The following is a 21,491-nucleotide window of genomic DNA, read 5'->3' as shown; positions in this document are numbered from 1 at the left end:
AACTGATGTCTATCGAAACAGCATTAAACGATGCGATGGCGACCATACCCGACTGCATAGCAGCCGGGTATGTCGACATGAAGACAGGTATGTTGCTAGGCACCCATGTCACAGACTCGGAAAGTGCCGAAGCCTTGGATACTCTGGCCATTGCGGTGGCCAACCTTTTTCAGGGGCGCGGTGTGATCGCGTTTGAGAATCTGCTGCGTTCGACCGACGCCGACGATACGGAAAATCCTGGGTTTGGCGAAATCGCAGTGTTTTCAAAGGATCGGCTGAATATTTTCCTGCGGACCCCGGACTACCCGGACCATGTGGTCTGCTACATCTGTCGCGACAGTGCCAATGTGGGGCTGGCGCTTACTAAATCGCACATAAGCCTAGGGCCGGTTACGGCCGCTGTATAACGGGACCAGAGGGGGTCACGGCATGATGGATACTGACATACTGGACATGCTCGAAGACATCGGGCGGTTGTCGGTCGCCCGTTTGAATCCGACGGTTACATTAGCTGCTGAGACGAGTGAGATTCGTCGTGAAAAGATCCTGCGTACAATTCGCGGAACCATTTTGCCGCGTCGGCTGGAATTTACCGCGGCCAATGGCGATTGTCTGGCAATGGAGGTCAACAGCTCGCGGGTAACTGATGTTTTCCGGGTCCGCTCGGGCATGATACCGGATTTTGAAACTACTCCGCGTGAAGAGCTTGCGACTCGCTTGGCCGAATTGGTGTCCGATATTGCAGCAGCCCCTGCCCCGTTGGAGTTGCTTTCTCTGCAGCCGGACACGGCGCTTGAGGTTGATGATGTCGGTGTGACTTTCAGCGAGATTGCAAAGGCTTGCGGCACTATCGAGCTGCCGCCCGAGACGGTCGTTTCTTTGGTTCCCGACACGCCTGCCCCGCAAGAAACAGATATTCCAGCGTCCGCCGCCGGGGCGACAGCAGGAACCATTGCCAGCGCGTTTTTTGATGGCGCTGAACGGTTCGCATTGGGACGCGCCGAAGTCACCGTGGACGGTGCAGCCATCTCGCGGCTCGAAGGAGTATGCGACGTCGGGCAACCCATGCACGCCGATCAGGATCTGCTTCGTCAGTTTGCACAGGATCTTGTTGGGTGGGACGGTGACGCCGCCACCGCGCTGGATCATCCTCAGCTGATTGTAATGCGGCCTTCAGGGGGCAAAGGGGATGCGCTTGCCGTTCTGCATGACGGGTCACAATTTGCGCTGGCCATTCATGAAGCGCGCAAACTGGGAGCCGTCGTAAACCTTTGGAAATCAGTTACGGGATCGGAAAAATGATCCGGTGCCAACAGTTCAATTTTTCAACGAATTCGATCCGTGAAATAAAGTAGTCAGGGTATGTGTTATGAGTGAGAATAATCGTCGCGAGTTACTTCGTATAGCCAACGAGATGAAAGGCGTCAGCAATGACGAAACCGGGCAGTTTATCTCTCGGATCATTGGTGATCTTTCGAACCTGAAGCCCTCGATTGCTTTTGTTGGTCAGATCAAGGCCGGCAAATCCCGACTGATAAATGGTTTTACCGGACAGGCCGAATATCTGCCGTCGGATGTGAACCCTTGGACAACCGTAATCACTGATATGCATTTCGGCCACCCGTCGGGCCGGACGCAAGGTGCCGAGTTCCATTTCTTCGACAACCGTCAGTGGCAGTCCCTGATTGCCGAAGGCGAAGAGCTGCGCAACATGTTCCCCGATGACGAGGACAGTTATAAGCGCGAGATGATCGAAGAACAGGTCGACGCAATGAAGACCCGCGCCAAGCTTCGGCTGGGCGATAGCTATGAACAGCTGCTGGGCCAACATCATGATCTGGAAGACCTGAATTCGGATGATTTGGCACGTTATGTTTGCGCAGGCGATGACCCGACCGAGGGTGGGACACACGATCCGGCATCGGACCGGGGCCTTTACAGCGACATCACCCGAAAGGCCGAGGTCTATTTTGACATCGGACATTTCCCATTTCCGCTTACGGTCACCGATACACCCGGCGTAAATGACCCTCTGTTGATCCGCGAAGAGATCTCTCGCCAATACCTCAAAGAGTCCGACTTCTTTGTGGTTGTCCTGTCGGCGCATCAGGCGCTTTCTCGGGCGGACTTGAAACTGTTCCGCCTAATGCAAGCGCTGGAGTTGGGCCAGATCGTGGTTTTTATCAATCGCGTGGACGAATTGGGAAATGGTGCCGAAGATGCCTTCAAGGTGCGGGCCGATGTTCTGGACGGGCTTGAGAAGGCGCTTGGAAACTCGAACATTGACGTGCTGACCGGCAGTGCCCAATGGGCGCATTACGCCCTGACCGGTGACGAAGCCGGTATCAATCACGACGATGTCCTGGCCTGGCTGCGCGCGCACCCCGATCAGATGAAGCAATATCTGGACGGTGTCGAAGAGATCAAACAAGGCCCCGGCCCGATCAGCCGCGAAGGTGTTTTGCGCTTTGCCGCTATGATCGCCTCCGGGTTGCCCGATCTGCGCCGGCATGTGACCCGAGCGCTGACAGAAGGCCCGCGCGATGAACAACTGCGTATGGCCTGGCAGCATCTCAACAGCTTTGCCCAAGGTGAATTGGACCGGTCCAAAGCGCATCTGCGCGCGATCGAGAACGACACCACAACCTCGGCAGAAGACGCTGGTGAAAACAACAGGATATTGGCCGATCTGCGGAACTCGGTCAGCGACAAGACCACCAAGATCATTGACGAAATGGATGACGTCCTGGCCAACCTGAGAGGCGTAATGGATGACACCGTGGCCGAGGCCGTGTCGGGCGTTGTTCGCGGCCCGAACGGAGATTCTCCGCTGTTGTCGAAAACCGGAGAAACCGAGCTGAATTTCACTCCGCTGCGTGACCGCATGCGCGAACTTGTTCAGGGGGCCACCCAAGTTGTCCGCCAAAGAATGCTGAGCGAGCTCTACGCAATCGACATGCAAAGCAATGCCACGCTGCGGGCTCTGCCCGGCTGGCAGGACGCAACCGACAACCGGATGAACACCAGCGCAGTTCGCTGGTTCCGTCCGGACACGTCCGCTTTGACCCGTGGCATCACTGTCGAACTTCGGGTAAACTGGTTGTCCCGGCTGATTTCGCGTAAAAGTGTCGTGTCCCGTGCCGAACGCATGATCGTTCAGGAGTTTGAGATGATCGGAGATGATCTGGTGGATACCGCCCGCGGTGATTTGACCGAGCGGCTTAATACCGTGCTGGACCATTATCTGGCCCTGCTCGCCACACATCTTGAACATCGTGCCGGAACCGGCGAAACAAATGCCCGGGCCGAGGCGCAAGCCGCCTTCAACCACGCACAACATATTTCTGACGAGCTGGGCACCCTATTCAGCCAGCATCGAACAGATGAAAGACTAGCAGAGGCAGCGGAATGATCGAATTTCCCGGAACCGACAAGGAAGTGAGGCAGCTCGAGCGCTTTCTGACCGCGACCGAAAGCCTGCCGAGCGACGTCGCGCTCGAAGATATGCGCGCCCGTGCCTTGGCGCATGCCGAACGCTTGTCAAACGCGGTAAATATTGGATTCGCCGGAGAATTTGGGGCGGGAAAATCCAGCCTGGCCAACATGCTGGCCGGGGCAGATATTCTGCCTACCGGGCCGCAACATCTGAAACTGCCGCTCGTTATTGTGGCATATTCCGAAACCCCCGAAACAACTGTCGGGTGGTGGGACCGGGAACCTAAAGTCTATTCTGGAATTGCACTTGAAAAAGCCGCCAAAGACGAACCCGACTTTATCTCTGTTGGATTGAACACCCCTGCCCTGCAAGAGATATCGCTCTACGATCTGCCTGGGTCAGGCGCTTTGGATGATACCTATAAACCGACGCTCGATCTGCTCAAATTTGTGGATTGCGCGATCTGGTGCACCAACGGCACAAATGCATGGCGCGAAACGGAACGCCATCTTTGGGCTAAGGTTCCGGAAGAGTTGCGAGCAAACAGCATATTGGCTGTGACACATACAGATTTGCCTCCGGTTCGCGACGCGCTTGACCGGGTGTTGGCCCGCTTGAACAAAGAAAAGCGCAATATGTTCCGCTCGGTTGTGCCGATCGGCACCCCAGTGGCTGTCCGTGCCATGGCGCAAGAGCCAGAACCGGATTTCGCCCTTTGGGAAACCTGCGGTGGACAGGGGCTGGCCGAACAGGTGCTTGATATTGCTTCGAACCGGCGACAGGCAGACCTGAGTTCGGCGCGCGAAGATCTGGAACAGCACTTTCTACCCTATCTGAAATCGATTGACGTTCAGGTGCCGGACATAGCCGCCCTCGACGCGCCCTCTATGCAGGCTACGCTGGAAAACGTGCTACCCCCTATCGACAATCCGATCCTGGAAGACTGGCTTGCCGCAATTGCCAGTATCTATGAAGACCTGCGGGAAACCTCAAATATGGAGCCTGCGGCTTTCCTGCAAAGCTGTCAGGAAATCGTTGAGGATTTCGCCGAGCGCCTGGAAAACGATGGCGAGATTGACCCGACGGCGGATTGGATTCCGGGTGAGTTCGAAAAGGCCACGGACTTGTTGCTTTTGCTTCAGTTCGAAAGCGGCGTTGCGCCACTGAAGGATGCGATTAGCATCCTGGCACAGCTGAGTGACAACCTTGCTTGGGCCGGCAGCCGGGTTGAATCGGCACAGCCAAAGACCGGAACCTGAAATTTCCTCTCAAGGCTGAGCTGCAATTCCGCGAATCGTAGAAGCGATTCCTACGAATCTATTGTTTCGAATTTGTAGACCAATCCTTAAGAATTTGTTTTTAGCTTTCGATTTTATCACAATATATTTCTATATGTAGTATAAACTGCCAAAAATACACTACATATAGATCTATCGCAAAAACGATCCTTAGTGAAGCCATCAGGCGGCCCCAATAAAGTCAAATTTGAATCGTCTAACCGACTTGAGTGTCCTGCGGTTGTTTTTGGTTGTGTGTTTGCGGGCTATTTGCCCAGGTTTTTTGCCGCAAAACGATTAGAACGGGCGGAATGAAATGAGCCATAACCAGGCTGTCGGTGCAACGCACGACGAACCTAAGATTGAAGGACTTGAACCTGGCGCAAAGCTGTTGCGCGGGCAGTATGAGATTCTTCGTTTCCTCAGCAATGGCGGGTTTGGGATTACCTACCTGGCCCGCGACAGCCTAGAGCGCGATGTCGTGATCAAAGAGTGCTATCCGGGCGCTCTGTGCCGTCGGAATGGTGACGCGGTTGAACCCATCAATCCCGACCACAAAGAAGATCTGCGCGCGATCATCGACCTGTTCATTCAGGAAGCGCGCAATCACGCCCGACTGGTTCATCCCAATATCGTTGACGTACATCAGGTCTTTGAAGACAACGACACGGCGTATATCGCTATGGACCTGATCCGGGGTTGCGATCTTCTGGATTATTCCGAGAACCCCGAAAACGACGCTGGCCCGGATTTCATTGTCCAAGTCACCGAGAAAATGCTGTCGGCCGTTTCGTTCATCCACCAAAGCGGAATGCTGCATCGCGATATCTCACCGGACAATATTCTGATTGACCAAAACGGGGACCCGGTCCTCATCGACTTTGGTGCCGCGCGGGAACAGGCAGCCAATCAATCAGCTGCCCTGTTGACTTTGCGGGTTATCAAAGACGGCTATTCCCCGCACGAATTCTATGTACGCGGCGCAGATCAGGGACCCAGCAGCGACCTCTATGTTCTCGCGGCGACGCTTTATCACGCCATCAGTGGCGAACGTCCGATCGACGGGCAAACCCGACTGAATGCCTTCAACAATGGCCAGGATGATCCCTATACGCCCCTCGCAGGTCAGTACAGCGACTATCCCGATGGGTTCCTTGAAGCGATCGACAAAGCGATGGAAGTTCACGCAACAGATCGTCTGCAAACGGCCCTGGATTGGCTGCGGATGTTCCGTGGTCCCGGCGTCATGTTTGACTCGTTCGCCTATCGTCCGGTCTCGGTCATCGTAGCGATGGACCGTAAGGACGAAGTCGAAGAGCAAGCCCGGATCAAAGCCGAAAGTGAAAATGCCGAGGCGGTGGTGACTGCCTTGTTGGCTGGGAACCCTGACATTGCCCTGGGTAATGAGGATAAGTCTGAGGGCGATCTGGCCAAGTTTGCACAAAAAGAAGAGGCCGCGGTTGCGGTCGATACGATCGTCAAGAACGGATCAGGCGGCAGCGGTAAAGTCATCACAGGCGCTGCTGCGGTGGTGGTTGCCTTGGCTGCAGGCGGATTCGTTTTGTTCAGTGGCAGCGAAGAAACCCCCGAACCGACAGCAGCGCCGGTCCAAGTGACCGAGACAGAGGCACCAGCCTCGGAACAGCCGGAAGAAGCCGTGGAAACGGCGGCACCGGCCGCTGCGGAAGAGGTCGTGGAAACGGCAGAACCGGCCGCTGCGGAAGCTGAAGCACCAGAACAAGAAGTCGCAAGCGTAGAACCTGTTGAGCAGACGGATACCCTCACGGCGCAAAACGCGGAAGCTCAACCTGTCGAGGCAGCCCCGGTTGCTGCTGACCCGGTAGAAATCAGCGCTGCTGCTGGCCAACCGGCAGAAACGCAGATTGCGTATTCTCATTGGGATGTGGAAATACCGTTCCAGACTTCGAAACGCCGCGCCTCGACTGGCAGCGTCGTTGTCGTGACCGGCATTGACCCCACGCTGGATACTTCCGTGATCGGAGAATGGGTGCAGCATGGGGCGTCAATTTATACTGTGAACGGAGTGCCGGTCCAGGCAGATGCAAGTTTTGCCGCCCAGATTTTGGATGACCTGAAGGTCGATCCGGATGGGTATATCCGCATCACTGCCCGTTATCGGGAACTCGGAAAAACCCGTGCGCAGAACGGATTGCTGGCCTTGCCCGCCATTCGCATGTTGGGTCTCGAGAATGGTTACGTGTTCACTATAAGGAACAGCAATGGAAACGGCTGGGCAACTGTTGTTGACACAGCGCCAGACGCGCCCGCAGCAGGCAGCCTGCGCAAAGGCGATGTACTGATCTCGGAAAATCATACCGGTCAGAACATTACCAACCCTGAAGGGCTGGACGCGCTTTTGCAGCTCCTTGTTTCCGAAAACCAGTCCGAAGCCCGCTTTACAGTTCTGCGCAACGGTACTGAAACGGGTGCGGTTATGCCCCTGGTACAGGAGTAATGATCCGGTCTGATTGTGATCTGCCTGTGTGTGTTTGCTGAGAGTGAAGCGAAAGCCATCACTCTGACGGGGACCGGCCCGTCGCAGAAGGTAAATGAGTTTTTTGTTCCCAATCATCAGTGCCTGTGTACCGAACGTGCAGAGGTGAGTAGCAGCCCCATGGGACGTAGATCCTGTGCCAAGAAACAAAGGTGTCGACACCATGTTTAAATATAAAAGCCCCCTTAGCCGGCTTCTCGAAGGTGCCGGCAAACCTCAAGAGACCGAAACCGAGGAGGTCGCGGCACCTGAGTCTGATAACGCTGAACCGATTGCGGATTTCAACGCACTTCGTAATGCACTGGCAGGCGGCAACATTACCGCCGATAGCTACGATGAAAGCGAAGAACTATTACCCGAAGGCAAGATGCCGGAGTTCTCCGAAGCAGAACAAGCCACTGCCGATGAGATTATCGTCGAGGAAGTGGTCGCCGAAGTGCAAAGCGCCACCAAGGTTACAGTTGATGCCGACCCAAAGGACGACGAACCGGTTGTGACACTGCATGTGTCAACCGAAGAACTGACAGCCACGATTGAAGATCCCGCGCCTGAAATGGCGATGGAAGAACCGGTCGTAGACGTAGTCGTCGAGACAGTTGATCCGGAACCAGAAGCGCCTTCTGCCCCAGAGGTCGAGGCACAACCTCAGCCTGCTCCTGCGGCAAAAGAAGATAGACGCAGCCGTGTGAAAACCACCTTCCTGGGCTTCGAGCGCGCGGATACGCATGTTCAGGACTTGATGGAAACAGCCGAGCCGGTGGCTATGGCCAAGACCGAGGCAGCGCAGGCGACATTCCCGGTAGGATGGCTTGTTGTAACTTCCGGCCCCGGCCGCGGTTCCAGCGTTACGCTGACAGAAGGCCTGATGCAGATTGGGCGTAATGATGACCAGGCGATCCAGCTGGACTTTGGCGACACTGGGATTTCCCGCAGCAACCATGCGGTAATTGCCTATGACCCGGAAGACCGCAAATGCTATCTGGGCCACGGCGGCAAGGCCAATCTGGTGCGCCTGAACGGCAAACCCGTTCTCAGCACGGTTCCACTCTCCACAGGCGATCTTATCCGGATCAGTGAAACCTCAATCCGTTTTGCAGCCTTCTGCGATGACGGCTTTGATTGGCGGGATGTTTAATTGATGCTGGCGACCCCGGCATATGATCTTGCGCTGATCCTGGATCAGGGTCACCGCGACACGCAGGAAGACGCGGTCGCGTCGCGTATGTTCGACGCGGCGGATGCGGGCTATGTCATCGTCGCGGACGGAATGGGTGGGCATGCGGCAGGAGAAGTGGCATCTGAGCTGGTAGTCAAAGCCTGGCGCGATGCACTGGATACCGAACTTGAAGCAGACGCTCCGGCTGAGACTGCGCTGATCGACGCCTTACCCTTGGCAGCCATGCAGGCAAATGCCGCGATTTCGACTTACTGCGAGGAGCAGGGTGAAGATTTCAACATGGGATCAACCATGTTGGGAGTTTTGCTGCTGGAAAAGCGCGTCTTCTGGATTTCGATTGGCGACAGCCCCCTTTATCTCTATCGCGACCGTACCCTCAGCCAAATCAACGAAGACCATTCGATGGCTCCGATGATTGATGCTCAGGTTGCTGCAGGTACCCTTACGCCAGACCAGGCGTCGTCTCACCCCGACCGAAACCAACTGACTTCGGTGATAATGGGCGCCGCAATTCCCAAGGTCGATTGCCCGGAAGAACCATTGGGTCTTAGCACCGCGGATGTGCTGATCGTGGGAAGTGATGGGCTGCAATATCTGAGCAACACAGAAATTCAGGCAATTCTTGAGGAAAACGAGGATGCGCTGGCTCAAGATATTGCGGATGCGCTGTTGCGGGCACTGAGAACCAGGAACGACCCGGATCAAGACAATACGTCGATTGGCGTCATCAAACTCAGAAGAAACGACTAGAGGCAAAGCAACCGGACCAATGAAACTCCATCTGATCATATCCAGCCTGGCACTAGCTGCCGCGACGGGCGCTGCTTCGGCACAAGAAGCATGCTCAACCTATGAAATCCAGCGAGGCGACAGCCTGCGGGAACTGACCATCGCAGTCTATTCGACCGAAGATTTTCGGATCATCTTCGAGGCAAACCGCGATGTAATCGGAAATAATCCCAATGTTATCCGCGTCGGCGACGTTTTGACCCTGCCGTGTTTGGAAGATATCGGGCGCGCAGCTGCCGTGCCGCTGACAGAGGCCGAAGCAATGGCCGCCGAAATGGCCGCCGAACTTGTCAAGGCTGCGGAAGATCGCGCTGCCAAAGCTATCGCCGAAGCCGAGTCCCGCGTGGCCGAAGCCAAAGCAGAGGCGGTCATCGCCGCCAAGGCTGCGGCCAAGGATGAGATCGAGGCCGCGCGTGCTGAAGGTGCTGCCCTAATCCGCAATGCAGGTACCGGTGAACGTCCTGAAATCCGGGACCGTCAGTTGATTTTGATCACTGGCGGCAACTATTCCCCGTTCACGGATGAAGCTCTGCCGCATCGTGGTCTATATACAAATCTTGTTGAAACCGCGATGTTGCGCGCAGCGCCGGAACAGTCCTACAAGATCCAGTTCGTCAATGACTGGTCTTCACATCTGGATCTGTTGATGCCGACGCTGGCATTTGACGCAACCTTCCCGTGGTCGCGTCCAGATTGTGACGACGCAGATGCACTGTCTGAAAATGACCGTTCACGTTGTGAAACCTACAATTTCTCGAACCCGTTCTATGAAGTTGTGGACACGTTCTTTGCTCGCGAAGGTTCGGGCTATGAAGAGACCCTGACATATGCGGACTTTGCCGGTGCAACCATCTGCCGACCCGAGGGCTGGTCCCTGTCGCATATGGACGCGGTGGGGCTGTACGAGCCCGCGATCACGATGCTGCGCCCGGTTTCGCCGGATGAATGTTTCCATGCATTGATGGATGGAACCGCCGACATCGCCGCAATTGAGGCCCATCTGGCCGTCGAGGCAATCGGTCGGCTGGGTTACGAGCATCGCATTGTAGAAAACCCCAACTTGGCAGCGATCAAGTCTCTTAACATCATGACTCATAAGGATAATCCTGATGGAGAAGCGATCCTTGAAACGCTTAATCAGGGTCTGGCGATCATGCAGCAATCAGGCGAGTGGCGCGACATCGTCTCAACCGCTCTGCGTTATCAAATGGAAAATGGCTAAGGCCCTTATTGGCCTAAACTCAAAAAAGTCTGGAGGAAGTGGACATGTATAAATTTAACCTGAAGAAAGTCGTGATTTCGGCCACCGCCGTCACCGCCCTGAGCGCCGGAGCTGCCGCAGCACAGGAAGCCTGTAGCAACTATACCGTCGCGGATGGTGACACGATGGCGACCATCGCCATCGCGGCTTATGGCACCTCGAACTATCAGCCGATCTTCAACGCCAACCGCAACATCATCACCAACCCAAACGCGCTGGCGCCTGGATTGGTTCTGTCCTTGCCCTGTGAAGACGGTAGTCTGCCGAATGGCCAGTCAGCACAGGAACTGATCGCAGCAGAAGAAAAGCGTGCGGCCAGTGTGAAACGTTCGAACGTCTACGCCCCGCCAATCAAGCTGGTAGCGGGTAACGGATGGGAGCCATTCACGACCGAAAGTCTGAGTGGTGGTGGGATCATGACCCGCCTGGCGACCACAAGTCTTCAGCGTGCCGGCAACAGCCGTGATTTCTCGGTCAGCTTTGTCGACGACTGGACTTCGCATTTGGAAACTCTCTTGCCGCTCGGCGCATTCGACATCTCGATCGCCTGGACAGTTCCAGATTGTACAAATCACACCTATGAGTGGTCTGCAGCGACTGAATCCCGGTGCAACGAGTTTGTTGCTTCGGTTCCGGTCTATGACATCGTCGGCGGTTTCTTCACTCTGCCGGAAAGCGAATACTCACAAGCGACGGCCTTCGAAGACCTCAAAGGTGCAACCCTGTGTCGTATGGACGGCTGGAGCATGGTTGTACTTGAAGAAGTTGGCTTGAATTCCGATAACCTGACGTTGGTTCACCCCAGCTCGGCCCGCGAGTGTCTGGATGCCGTTTTGACCGGCTCAGCCGATGTGGCCGCGTTCGAGGTCGATCTTTTCGCTGCAACCATGAAGGACATGGGCCTGACCTCGGAAGATATCGTAGAAAACCCCTATGTTTCCACGCTGTCCTCGATGAGCTTCCTTGCGCACCGCACCAACCCGTTTGCACGCGAATACATCGCTATGGTCAACAAGGGCCTGAACGAGATGCGTGAATCCGGCGAATGGTACGCGATCATCTCGGACACGCTGCGTGAACAGAACGAAAAGCTGAACGCCGCGTCAAACTAATACCGATACATATGAACAGTCGCAGGGCCGGTCTTTGGACCGGCCCTGTCTTTTTTCAAGATCCAAAGATTTTTGCGACAGGAATGAGAGTCCGAATAATGGCTGCCGCGGTTTGATGCCTAAAAGGGCCGACCTTCCCTTCGAAGCCGAAACAACTTGGTCCCGGTGGCACTATCTGCCGGCGTTTGATCCAAAAGACTCGACTCTGTAAAAGCGGAAGCATAAAAAGAACAAATCAAGAACATATTGGTATCTGGCATGTTCGATGGAATGCAGCGTCGCGTCGTTTCATTGTGGTTTCCTCGGTTGGCAAGCGACCGGGTTCTGCGTCGACGCCTGGTGAATGGGCCCTTTGTCCTGACGCTCAAACAACAGAATGCCAATCGTATTTATTGCCTGAACGCTCAGGCTGCGGAACAGGGGCTGCATCAGGGCATGTCCTATGCGGATGCGCGCGCCTTTTGCCCCGCTTTGCAAAGCTGCACAGCCGATCCTCAGGCCGATATGCGTTTCCTGCACATCCTGCGTCGCTGGGCAACGCGCTATTGCCCCTGGGTGGGGATGGAAGGCGAGGATGGGCTGGTGCTTGACGTCACCGGGTCAGCCCATCTCTTTGGCGGCGAAGAGGCGATGTTGGCTGATATGCGCGGACGGTTTGCGCGCGCAGGGCTCTGGGTGCAGATCGGGTTGGGGGATACGCGCGGTGCGGCTTGGGCGCTTGCCCGTTATAACGAGGGGGTCGCAGCCTCTGGCAATATGCTGACGGCCCTAAAGTCGCTGCCGGTGGCGGCCTTGCGTCTGGATGAGAAGACCTCGGTCGCCTTACAGCGCATGGGCCTGCGCAAAATTGGTACATTGGCGGCAGCACCGCGCGCACCGCTGACACGGCGTTTTGGTCCCGGTCTGCTGCTCAGGCTGGATCAGGCTCTGGGCGCGCAACCCGAAGCAATCACGCCGCTGTCCGATCCCCCCCATTACGCGGTGCGCATGACCCTGCCGGACTCCATCGGATTACTGTCGGACGTGATGGCTGGTACCGAACGGCTGTTGGCCCAGCTCTGCACCAAGCTGAAGGCGCAAGAGATGGGCGCCCGGAAACTTTGCATGACATTGCGTCGGGTGGACCAGGACTGCCAGCAGGTTGAACTGCGTCTGGCCCGACCTCTGCGCGATCCTCAGCGTATCCTGTCTTTGTTCGAACGCGGTTTGGGGGAAATAGATGCCGGTTTTGGCATTGATCAAATGCGGTTGGAGGCCACCGGGGTTGAAGCGCTGCCAGTACAACAAATCAGCCATGTGTCGGACCACAGCAAGAGCCGGCTGGATGACCTGATCACCCGGCTGGGCACCCGGGTCGGGCTTGAAAACATACAGCGTTTCCTACCTGCGGACAGCCATATTCCCGAACACAGTTTCATCATCGCGGCCGCCGCCTATTCCAACCCCTCCAGCGGCTGGAGCATCCTGAACCCACGCCCGCTCTACCTGTTTCCACCCGAACCTATTGCGGCAACCGGCCCGCATCCGCCCGCGCGGTTCCGCTGGAGACGTATGTCCCTGACAACCGGCCATGCCACGGGCCCCGAACGCATCGCGCCCGAGTGGTGGCATCAGGATGAAAGCTGGCGGTCCGGTCTGCGGGATTACTGGCGAGTGGAAACCACGCAGGGGCGCAGGCTCTGGCTGTTTTACACGCCTCAGAATCCGGGCTGGTTTGTACAGGGAGAGTTCGCATGATCGCCGCAAACCGCCCGATAGACGCCCTGCATCGCCACATGCCAAAACCCCATGCACAGGGGCTGGGGTATGCCGAACTGTGCGTCACCACGAATTTCACCTTTCTGACCGGGGCCTCCCACCCCGAAGAGCTCGTCCTGCGCGCCGCCGAGCTGGGATTGTCGGCAATAGCCATCACGGATCACAATTCATTGGCAGGGGTTGTGCGCGCATGGTCGGCACTGCGAGAGCTTAAGCGGCAGACCAAACAGCCCCTTCAAATCAGATCCGAACATCGTGTTGATGCCTCTTCCCGGCAAGAGGTTGGCCACAGGCAGGCGCTTCCGAAACCGGACTGCACTGTTCTGCCTAAACTGATTACCGGCTGCCGGCTGCTGCTGCGCGACAGTGCGGTAGATTGGGTGGCGTTGCCCTGTGATCTGGCAGCCTACAAACGCTTGGCCCGCCTGCTGACGTTGGGCAAGCGGCGTGCGGATAAGGGTGATTGCGAGCTCTATACGCAAGACATGCTGACGGCCTGCAAGGGCATGATCCTGATCGCCCTGCCCCAGACCACCCTGTCAGAGGCCGCATCGGATATTCAAACCGTGCGGCGACGATTTCCCAATCATGTTTTTCTGGGTGCAGTGCCACGCTATGACGGCAGCGATCAGACCTATCTGGCCGAATGCGCCCAACTGGCGCAGAAAAGCTGCGCCCCCATGGTGGCGGTCGGGGATGTGCTGATGCACCGCGCCCACCGCAAGCAACTGGCCGATATCCTGACCTGCATGCGTGAAAACATCACGATTGATCAGATCGGCACCCGCGCATTGCCCAATGCCGAACGCCGCCTCAAATCCGGCCAGGATCTGGTCCGGCTGTTCCGCCATCACCCCAGCGCCTTGCGGCGCACGATGGAGATTGCCGACAGGTGCAGCTTTGATCTGGCGGAGCTTTCGTATGAATACCCCGATGAGATTGCAAGCGGGGAACATCCGCAAACGCGTCTGGAACGTCTGGCACACGAAGGGTTGCAGCGCCGGTACCCCGAAGGGCCGCCCGACACGGTGGTCGGGCTGATGCGCAAGGAACTGGCGGTGGTCGCGGATCTGCAGTTTCCCGCTTATTTCCTGACTGTACATGACATCGTACAATATGCCCGGTCGCAGGGCATTCTGTGTCAGGGGCGCGGGTCCGCGGCCAATTCGGTGCTCTGTTACCTCTTGGGCATCACGGATGTCAGCCCCGACCAGATCGCCATGGTCTTTGAACGGTTCGTATCCAGATACCGGGGCGAGCCGCCGGATATTGATGTCGATTTCGAGCATGAGCGGCGTGAAGAGGTGATCCAGTGGATTTACGAGAAATATGGCCGCGAACGTGCTGGTCTTTGCGCAACTGTCATCCATTTCCGCACCCGTGCAGCCATTCGCGAGGTGGGCAAGGTCATGGGGCTGTCGCAGGATGTAACCGCTGGGCTGTCGAGCCAGATCTGGGGCATGAGCAATGGCGGCGTTGATCTGGACCGTATTCGCGAGCTGGGGCTGGACCTCAGCGACCGGCGCCTCATGCAAACCATTCATCTGATTGGCGAAATCATCGGCTTTCCCCGCCATCTGTCCCAGCATGTTGGTGGTTTTGTGATCACCAAAGGACGCCTGGACGAGCTTTGCCCGATTGAAAATGCCGCAATGGAAAACCGCACCGTCATCTGCTGGGACAAAGATGACATTGATGCTCTGAACATCCTGAAAGTCGATGTGCTGGGGCTTGGTATGCTCAGTTGTCTGCGCAAATCCTTTAGCCTGCTGCAACAGCATGAAGGCCAGACCCTGAGCATCGCCAAGGTGCCTCAGGACGACACCGCCACATATGACATGCTCTGCCGGGCGGATGCGATCGGCGTCTTTCAGGTCGAAAGTCGGGCGCAGATGAATTTCCTGCCCCGGATGCGCCCCCGCGAGCTTTATGACCTGATAATCGAAGTTGCTATTGTGCGCCCTGGCCCCATTCAAGGGGATATGGTGAAGCCCTATATCCGGCGACGCAATGGGCTGGAAAACCCCGAACCCTTTGGCCCGGAACTGGAACAGGTGACAGCGCGCACATTGGGCGTCCCCCTGTTTCAGGAACAGGCCATGCAGATTGCCGTGGTCGGGGCCGGATTCACGGCGGAAGAGGCCGACCATCTGCGCCGCTCATTGGCTACGTTCCGGCGAATGGGCACAATCGGCACATTCCGGGATAAATTCATCAATGGGATGCTGGGCAACGGCTATGACATCAAAGTGGCCGAGCAGTGTTTTTCCCAGATCGAAGGCTTTGCCGATTACGGGTTCCCGGAAAGCCATGCGGCGGCCTTTGCCATGCTTGCCTATGTCTCCGCCTGGCTGAAACGCCATCACCCGGCGATCTTTGCCTGCGCGCTTTTGAACTCTCAACCCATGGGGTTTTACGCGCCCGCTCAGATCGTGCGCGACGCCCGCGAGCATGGGGTCGAAATCCGCCCCATCTGCGTCAATCATTCCGAGTGGGACAATATACTGGAACGCCGCCCCGATGGCGCGCTGGCGCTGCGGCTGGGATTCCGCCAGATCAAGGGGTTCAGGGAAGAAGACGCCGGCTGGATTGAGGCCGCCCGCGGCAATGGATATCAGGATCCAGAGGCGCTGTGGCTGCGTGCGGGGCTGCGGCCTGATGTACTGACGCGCTTGGCCGAGGCAGACGCTTTTTCCGATATGGGGCTGACCCGGCGCGATGCACTCTGGCAGGTCAAAGCCATTCAAAGCCCCAAACCTCTGCCCTTGTTCAATGATCCGATTGACGGGGAAACGGTTCACGAACCCCCGGTCAACCTGCCCGCCATGCAGCTGGGCGAAGAGGTGGTCGAGGATTATGTTGCCACCCGCCTGACCCTGCGGGCCCACCCGATGGAACTGCTGCGCCCCTCTCTGCCAGGGCTGACCACACATGTCGCCTTGCTAGAGGTGCCCCTGGGGCGGCACAGCGTTTGTGGTCTGGTTATCACCCGTCAGCGGCCGGGCACGGCGTCGGGTATAATTTTCCTGACGCTAGAGGATGAAACCGGGGTCAGCAATGTGGTGGTCTGGCCCAAGGTTTATGAGCGTTTCCGCCGGGCCGTGATGGGCGGGCGCCTGCTGCGGATCACAGGGTATCTGCAGCGTGAAGGGATTATCGTGCACCTGATCGCCCAGGACGTTCAGGACATGTCACATAAGCTTTCCGAATTGGGGCACCCGCAACCAGAGGTCCTAAGCACCGAAGGGTCCCGCACTGATGATACACCGAAGAAATCCCGCTATCCTGCCAGGGCAATGCACCCACGGGATCAGGCAAAGCGGCTGTTTCCAAGCCGGGATTTTCATTGAACCGCACTGCTGCATATCTCTGGCAGGGTCCGCACTGTCGGATTGCCGCAACTCAAAACAATATTGAGGCAAACTCACCCCTACCCCGTTCACAGGGCAAGACACCCTGTGCTAGGTTAAGCACGTATAATTGTTTATGAATTGGTGAGTTTTCGATGGCGCGAAAATGTCTGGCAATCCTTATTACGTCGGCGGGTCGCCGTGTTGGCCTGCTGCAATGCTTCAGGGCGGCTGCGGAACGTCTGGATGTTGACCTGACCATCATCGCCTGCGACCTGAACCCAGATGAAAGCGCGGCTTGCGCGCTTGCCGATCACGCCGCCGCCGTGCCGCGATGTGACAGCCCCGACTATGCAACCTCGATCCTCGAGATTGTGCGTCAACACGGAGTCAGCTTGGTGATCCCCACAATCGACCCGGAACTGATGCCCCTGGCACAGGCCGCGCCCGCCTTTGCCAATCTGGGCGCGCGAGTCCATGTCTCGCCGGTGAACGTGATTGAGGTTGTCCGGGACAAGCGCCTGACAATCCAGAAACTGTCCGAAGCCGGGGTTCCTGTTCCGCGCACATTGGATCATCAGGAATTGCTAGAGCGGCCACAGGACATCAGTTGGCCCATCTTTGCAAAGCCAAGTGGCGGCAGTGCAAGCCGGGGGCTGGATGTATTCGAAACCCTCGCTGATGTCCCCTCTGAATTCCCCGAACCGATGATCTTTCAGGACAAGCTGAACGGACCGGAATACACAATCAACATGTTTGTAGATGCCTCGGGTCAGCTCTGCACTGTGATCCCGCATCTGCGCATTCAAATTCGCGCCGGTGAGGTTGAAAAGGGTGAAACCAGGCGACGCAATGATCTTCAAACCATCGCCGAAGGCATTGCACAGGCCCTGCCCGATCTGCGCGGAGTCGCCTGTTTTCAGATCATCGACGATCCAGAACATGGCCCCGCAGTGCTTGAGATCAATGCGCGTTTCGGGGGTGGCTACCCTCTGGCCGATCATGCGGGCGCACAGTTCGCACAGTGGCTTTTGGAAGAGGTCGCCGAATTACCGTCAACCGCCAATAACAACTGGCGCGATGGTGTGAAAATGATGCGATATGACAGTGCGGTGTATCAGGGCTGATGCTGGTATTTGATCTGGACGATACCCTGTATCTGGAGCGAGATTTTGCCTTTAGCGGCTATAACTGGCTGAACGGTTGGGTCCACGAAAAAACCGGCGCTGAAGGGTTCGGACAACAGTGTCAGGCCGCGTACAATGCGGGGGAAAGACGACGCATATTCAATGTGGCTTGCGCGCAGACCGGCCTTGATGCGACCGATGCTTTCATACAGGACCTGATCACCAAATACCGATCACACCCGCCCAGTATTTCGCTATGTAAGGATGCCGAGCGGTTTTTGACAAACGCAGATCAGCCAATGGGGTTGATCACCGACGGGCCCGAAAAGATGCAGCGCAACAAGATCGCCGCGCTGGATCTGGACCGCTTTATTGCGCATATCCGCCCGACCGGCGCCTGGCCGGATGGCTACGGGAAACCGCATCCCCGCGCCTATGAAGAGATGGAGTTGATCGCGAAAAAACCCCGCAAAATGGTCTATGTCGCGGACAACCCGGCCAAGGATTTTATCACTCCGAATGCAAGGGGTTGGCGGACCGTTCAAATCCTCCGACCCGGGGCTGTGCATGATCCGATTCCACCCAGTTCTAAGCATGCCGCATATGCCACGGTCACCAGCTTAGGCCAGCTTACAGAAGTTCTGTCAGACCTTTAGCCGTGCCGGCTTTGGCAGCAACTCCGATTTGCACATTGGCAATCAAAGAATCCCAGTCCGACAGAACGTGCTGCGGTTCCAGCCATTCCCTGTTATGGCGTGCATTCTGACGCATTTTATGCAGTAAGGCATCATCCTTTGACAGGCTGACAATCGCCTTGGTCAGACCGGCAACATCCTCGGCCGGAACAAGCAATCCGTTTCCCCTGTCGCGGATCAATTCCCGTGGCCCATAGGCGCAATCGAACGATATGACCGGCAGACCTGTGACCGTGGCTTCGGCAACCACGTTCGGAAACCCTTCAAAGCGGGAGGGGAATACCAGAATATCCGCGTCTTGCATCCAGTCTCCGGGTTTTGGGCTGGCGCCGGGCAATGACACGATATCCGACAAATTCGCCGCCGATATCTGCTGTTCCAAGGCGCCGCGCTCGGGGCCCTCGCCAAAGATCGTCAACCGGATGTCTGGGTTGTTGCGCAGCACTTCGGGCATTGCCCGCAGCAGCATATCGAACCCCTTTTGACGATCCAAACGCCCGACAGCCACAAGCCGGGTCTGTCCGGACCCGATGTGAATCCCCCCCAGCGGAGCACATGGATTGGGGATTACACTGGCCTTTGGGATCAGGTCCGCAGGCAAATCCAAACGCGCACGTTCGGTCTGCATGACAATTCCGGACGCCCCCCGCGCAAGCCTGTTCACCGCTTTCAGCCACATGGGATTTCCGCTTTGGACCAGTGGATTGTTCCGCTCGGAAATTACAACCGGCACCCCGGTTCCACGCGCGGCCAACATGGTCAGCACATTCACCTTGGTCAGAAACGAGATGATCAGATCGGGACGCACAGCCCGGATGATCTTGCGAATATGCAAGTAGCGCCGTGCCTGCGTCAGTCGCCGCGAAATCTTTAGCGGCTGAATCATGTGCAAATGCGCGCACTCAGGATAGGCGAAATAGGAACCAGAATCCTCTGTCGCCATCCCGGCGACGTGAACCTCATCCCCGGCCGAGATCCGATGCGCGGCGATCATTGCGGCGATCTTTTCCGCACCGCCTGCTCCGAACCCAGCTTGCACCAATAACAGTTTCATTTTTCACTCAGCGGCGCTTTTTACACGATCAGCTTGCTGTACCAGATCCAGAGTTTCTGGACGGTTCAACTCTTGTTCGACAATGGGCCGGTTCAGGTCTTTGGACTGAAGGAAAATCCGCCCAATATATTCGCCCATTATTCCCAGGAACATCGCATTCAAGGTCATCGACAGCAGCAACAGGATGGTGGTCGTGGCAAAACCGCCCGGCCAGTTCTGGCCAAAGAACAGCTTGCCGATCACATATCCGATCATCAGCAAAAACGTCCCTGTGCCAACCGTCAGACTGATCATCGAGGCAAGGCGCAAGGGCAGAAGCGAGTGGTTGATCAACCCGTCGACAGCAAGCGACAGCATGGCCCGAAACGGAAATTTCGACTCGCCAGCGGTGCGCGCATTGCGATCATATTCAAAGCCGATCTGGCGGAAACCCATCCCACTGATTAACCCGCGAACATAAGGAGAGCGATCATCGACCCGGCGCAACTCGTCCAGAATACGCCGGTCAGTCAGCCGAAACTCGCCCGCATTTCTCGGCAAATCATCATTGCTGATCATGTCGATCAACGCATAAAAGCCGCGCCGCGCGGCAGCGACGATAGGTCCGTCCGGCAGGCTACGGCGAATGCCGTAAACCACGTGATATCCCTGCCGCCAGGTATCCAGCATCTGCGGGATCAGTTCGGGCGGGTCCTGCATGTCGCAATCCAGTTGGATCGAACACGCCCCGTTTGCGGATCGATAGGCGGTCAGAACTGATGACTGATATCCCATATTGCGGGCAAACCGGATAACCCGGACACGGGGATCAGCAGCAGCAATATCCGACAGGATTTCAAATGTACGATCCGTGGAATGGTTGTCAGTGAAAATGATCTCGGGCTCATAAGAGGGCAGATCGTCAAACACCTTGGTCACACGTTCATAGGCCGTGCGAACGTTATCTTCTTCGTTCAAAGCGGGGATCAGGATTGAAACCAAAGTCACGCGTTCATCTCCGCTTGTTGTGACTGTTTTGTCCATTGAACCGTCCTTTCAAGGCCTTCACGCAAAGCGATTTTTGCCGACCAGCCATAACGTTCCGCCATCTGTGAAGGATCCGAAACCAACAATACCGGGTCATCCTTCGGCGGCGCAGAGTAAACCAAATCCAGAGCTGCTCCGGTCAACACCTGCAACTCTCCTGCGACTGCTGCCATATCCGGAGCATCGCCAGTGACAACATTGATGACCGACCCCGCCTTGTCCGGCGCGTCAGCAATCAAAAGCAGCGCTTCGACTATGTCGTCAATATGTATCAGATCACGCCGATCATGTGGACGATGAAGGAAAACCGGGGCTTTCCGCAACAGGCGGCCAATGGCATGGGGTATGAAGAAATCTTCTGACTGTCCGGGACCATAGGTCAGCGCCAACCGAGCCGTAACAGCCTTGAACGGCAGCCGGGGCTGAGCCATTTCAATATATTGCGTTCCGGCCACCAGAGACGCACCATAGGAACTTCGCGGGTTCTCTCGCGAAGTTTCGACATAGGGCAGCTTGATATCACCATATTCCGCAATGGATCCTGTGCGCACAAACGCATCGGGCGGCTGATCACAGATGGCCAAAGCCGACAGGATCGCAACCAGCGTCGAGAGATTTTGCAAAATACTGGCATTCAGATCTGCCAGGTCATCAGTCTCGGCAAATTTTGTCTGCGCGGCGGTATGCAAAACTACCTCGGGTCGGAACGCATTCGCGACGCGTTTGATCGCGGCAACATCCGAATAACCATCAGTGAAAACGCGGATTCCCGAAACATCTTGCAAACGGTCCAGAGAGGAATCCGGCCGCGTAAGCACAGCGACCTCATCGCCCCGGGCCAAACAGGCCCGAGCCAGATGAGAGCCGATGAATCCGCTGGCTCCGGTGATCAGTACGCGCGTCATTGTTTTCCC

At 56.6% G+C, this 21,491-nt stretch carries 16 protein-coding genes; 13 read left to right on the top strand and 3 right to left on the bottom strand.

Features of this window, described 5'->3' with window-relative positions; genetic code table 11:
* The first annotated feature begins 5 nt into the window (after window positions 1-5).
* The 13 genes from AC2FIM_RS07895 to AC2FIM_RS07835 all read left to right on the top strand — a co-directional run bounded on the left by AC2FIM_RS07895 (window position 6) and on the right by AC2FIM_RS07835 (window position 18,458).
* On the top strand, window positions 6-407 hold the full coding sequence (locus tag AC2FIM_RS07895) for a hypothetical protein (protein WP_142636257.1): 402 nt from the start codon (window positions 6-8) through the stop codon (window positions 405-407).
* 22 nt (window positions 408-429) lie between these two features.
* Entirely contained in the window at window positions 430-1,302 is an 873-nt protein-coding gene (locus AC2FIM_RS07890; RefSeq protein WP_271948836.1) for a hypothetical protein, read from the top strand.
* Between the two features lie 67 nt (window positions 1,303-1,369).
* Complete coding sequence (locus tag AC2FIM_RS07885) at window positions 1,370-3,412, top strand: dynamin family protein (protein ID WP_271948834.1); 2,043 nt, start codon at window positions 1,370-1,372, stop codon at window positions 3,410-3,412.
* Window positions 3,409-4,695 (top strand): dynamin family protein, encoded by a 1,287-nt coding sequence (locus tag AC2FIM_RS07880; RefSeq protein ID WP_271948831.1) that lies wholly within the window; start codon window positions 3,409-3,411, stop codon window positions 4,693-4,695. The genes AC2FIM_RS07885 and AC2FIM_RS07880 overlap by 4 nt, the downstream gene beginning before the upstream one ends.
* 334 nt (window positions 4,696-5,029) lie before the next feature.
* Window positions 5,030-7,189, top strand: coding sequence for a serine/threonine protein kinase (locus tag AC2FIM_RS07875; RefSeq protein ID WP_496677123.1), 2,160 nt, complete (start codon window positions 5,030-5,032; stop codon window positions 7,187-7,189).
* Between the two features lie 202 nt (window positions 7,190-7,391).
* Complete coding sequence (locus tag AC2FIM_RS07870; RefSeq protein ID WP_496708024.1) at window positions 7,392-8,363, top strand: FHA domain-containing protein; 972 nt, start codon at window positions 7,392-7,394, stop codon at window positions 8,361-8,363.
* A gap of 3 nt (window positions 8,364-8,366) precedes the next feature.
* Entirely contained in the window at window positions 8,367-9,155 is a 789-nt protein-coding gene (locus tag AC2FIM_RS07865; RefSeq protein WP_496708026.1) for a PP2C family protein-serine/threonine phosphatase, read from the top strand.
* 19 nt (window positions 9,156-9,174) lie between these two features.
* On the top strand, window positions 9,175-10,416 hold the full coding sequence (locus tag AC2FIM_RS07860; RefSeq protein WP_496677129.1) for a peptidoglycan-binding protein LysM: 1,242 nt from the start codon (window positions 9,175-9,177) through the stop codon (window positions 10,414-10,416).
* Between the two features lie 44 nt (window positions 10,417-10,460).
* On the top strand, window positions 10,461-11,567 hold the full coding sequence (locus tag AC2FIM_RS07855; RefSeq protein WP_142636241.1) for a transporter substrate-binding domain-containing protein: 1,107 nt from the start codon (window positions 10,461-10,463) through the stop codon (window positions 11,565-11,567).
* A 258-nt stretch (window positions 11,568-11,825) separates the two neighbouring features.
* A complete protein-coding gene (locus AC2FIM_RS07850) occupies window positions 11,826-13,304 on the top strand; it encodes a Y-family DNA polymerase (protein WP_142636239.1) in 1,479 nt (492 codons plus the stop codon).
* Window positions 13,301-16,675: an error-prone DNA polymerase gene (locus tag AC2FIM_RS07845; protein WP_142636238.1), complete on the top strand. Its 3,375-nt coding sequence runs from the start codon at window positions 13,301-13,303 to the stop codon at window positions 16,673-16,675. The genes AC2FIM_RS07850 and AC2FIM_RS07845 overlap by 4 nt, the downstream gene beginning before the upstream one ends.
* Window positions 16,676-16,830: 155 nt before the next feature.
* Window positions 16,831-17,802 (top strand): ATP-grasp domain-containing protein, encoded by a 972-nt coding sequence (locus AC2FIM_RS07840; protein WP_221929479.1) that lies wholly within the window; start codon window positions 16,831-16,833, stop codon window positions 17,800-17,802.
* Window positions 17,802-18,458 (top strand): HAD family hydrolase, encoded by a 657-nt coding sequence (locus AC2FIM_RS07835; RefSeq protein WP_271948819.1) that lies wholly within the window; start codon window positions 17,802-17,804, stop codon window positions 18,456-18,458. Before AC2FIM_RS07840 ends, AC2FIM_RS07835 begins: the two co-directional genes overlap by 1 nt.
* On the opposite strand, the gene AC2FIM_RS07830 is transcribed toward AC2FIM_RS07835, so the two are convergent.
* From AC2FIM_RS07830 to AC2FIM_RS07820, 3 genes are read right to left on the bottom strand one after another with little or no spacing between them, the layout of a single operon-like run.
* Window positions 18,433-19,551 carry a glycosyltransferase family 4 protein gene (locus AC2FIM_RS07830; protein ID WP_271948817.1) on the bottom strand — a complete coding sequence of 373 codons (1,119 nt, stop codon included), beginning with the start codon at window positions 19,549-19,551 and terminating at the stop codon, window positions 18,433-18,435. The genes AC2FIM_RS07835 and AC2FIM_RS07830 overlap by 26 nt on opposite strands.
* A 3-nt stretch (window positions 19,552-19,554) precedes the next feature.
* Window positions 19,555-20,574 (bottom strand): glycosyltransferase family 2 protein, encoded by a 1,020-nt coding sequence (locus tag AC2FIM_RS07825; RefSeq protein WP_185956666.1) that lies wholly within the window; start codon window positions 20,572-20,574, stop codon window positions 19,555-19,557.
* Complete coding sequence (locus AC2FIM_RS07820; protein ID WP_496677136.1) at window positions 20,535-21,482, bottom strand: NAD-dependent epimerase/dehydratase family protein; 948 nt, start codon at window positions 21,480-21,482, stop codon at window positions 20,535-20,537. The genes AC2FIM_RS07825 and AC2FIM_RS07820 overlap by 40 nt, the downstream gene beginning before the upstream one ends.
* Window positions 21,483-21,491 lie beyond the last annotated feature (9 nt).

It is taken from the genome of Ruegeria sp. CDSC052 (genome assembly GCF_059610685.1).
The sequence above is the reverse complement of the archived record's forward strand: the minus strand, read 5'-3'. Positions and strand labels throughout refer to the sequence as shown.

Bases quoted from the DNA above. Each gene is read 5' to 3' on its own strand.
- AC2FIM_RS07895 (WP_142636257.1), top strand. From the start codon at position 6: ATGTCTATCGAAACAGCATTAAACGATGCGATGGCGACCATACCCGAC.
- AC2FIM_RS07890 (WP_271948836.1), top strand. From the start codon at position 430: ATGATGGATACTGACATACTGGACATGCTCGAAGACATCGGGCGGTTG.
- AC2FIM_RS07885 (WP_271948834.1), top strand. From the start codon at position 1,370: ATGAGTGAGAATAATCGTCGCGAGTTACTTCGTATAGCCAACGAGATG.
- AC2FIM_RS07880 (WP_271948831.1), top strand. From the start codon at position 3,409: ATGATCGAATTTCCCGGAACCGACAAGGAAGTGAGGCAGCTCGAGCGC.
- AC2FIM_RS07875 (WP_496677123.1), top strand. From the start codon at position 5,030: ATGAGCCATAACCAGGCTGTCGGTGCAACGCACGACGAACCTAAGATT.
- AC2FIM_RS07870 (WP_496708024.1), top strand. From the start codon at position 7,392: ATGTTTAAATATAAAAGCCCCCTTAGCCGGCTTCTCGAAGGTGCCGGC.
- AC2FIM_RS07865 (WP_496708026.1), top strand. From the start codon at position 8,367: ATGCTGGCGACCCCGGCATATGATCTTGCGCTGATCCTGGATCAGGGT.
- AC2FIM_RS07860 (WP_496677129.1), top strand. From the start codon at position 9,175: ATGAAACTCCATCTGATCATATCCAGCCTGGCACTAGCTGCCGCGACG.
- AC2FIM_RS07855 (WP_142636241.1), top strand. From the start codon at position 10,461: ATGTATAAATTTAACCTGAAGAAAGTCGTGATTTCGGCCACCGCCGTC.
- AC2FIM_RS07850 (WP_142636239.1), top strand. From the start codon at position 11,826: ATGTTCGATGGAATGCAGCGTCGCGTCGTTTCATTGTGGTTTCCTCGG.
- AC2FIM_RS07845 (WP_142636238.1), top strand. From the start codon at position 13,301: ATGATCGCCGCAAACCGCCCGATAGACGCCCTGCATCGCCACATGCCA.
- AC2FIM_RS07840 (WP_221929479.1), top strand. From the start codon at position 16,831: ATGGCGCGAAAATGTCTGGCAATCCTTATTACGTCGGCGGGTCGCCGT.
- AC2FIM_RS07835 (WP_271948819.1), top strand. From the start codon at position 17,802: ATGCTGGTATTTGATCTGGACGATACCCTGTATCTGGAGCGAGATTTT.
- AC2FIM_RS07830 (WP_271948817.1), bottom strand. From the start codon at position 19,551: ATGAAACTGTTATTGGTGCAAGCTGGGTTCGGAGCAGGCGGTGCGGAA.
- AC2FIM_RS07825 (WP_185956666.1), bottom strand. From the start codon at position 20,574: ATGGACAAAACAGTCACAACAAGCGGAGATGAACGCGTGACTTTGGTT.
- AC2FIM_RS07820 (WP_496677136.1), bottom strand. From the start codon at position 21,482: ATGACGCGCGTACTGATCACCGGAGCCAGCGGATTCATCGGCTCTCAT.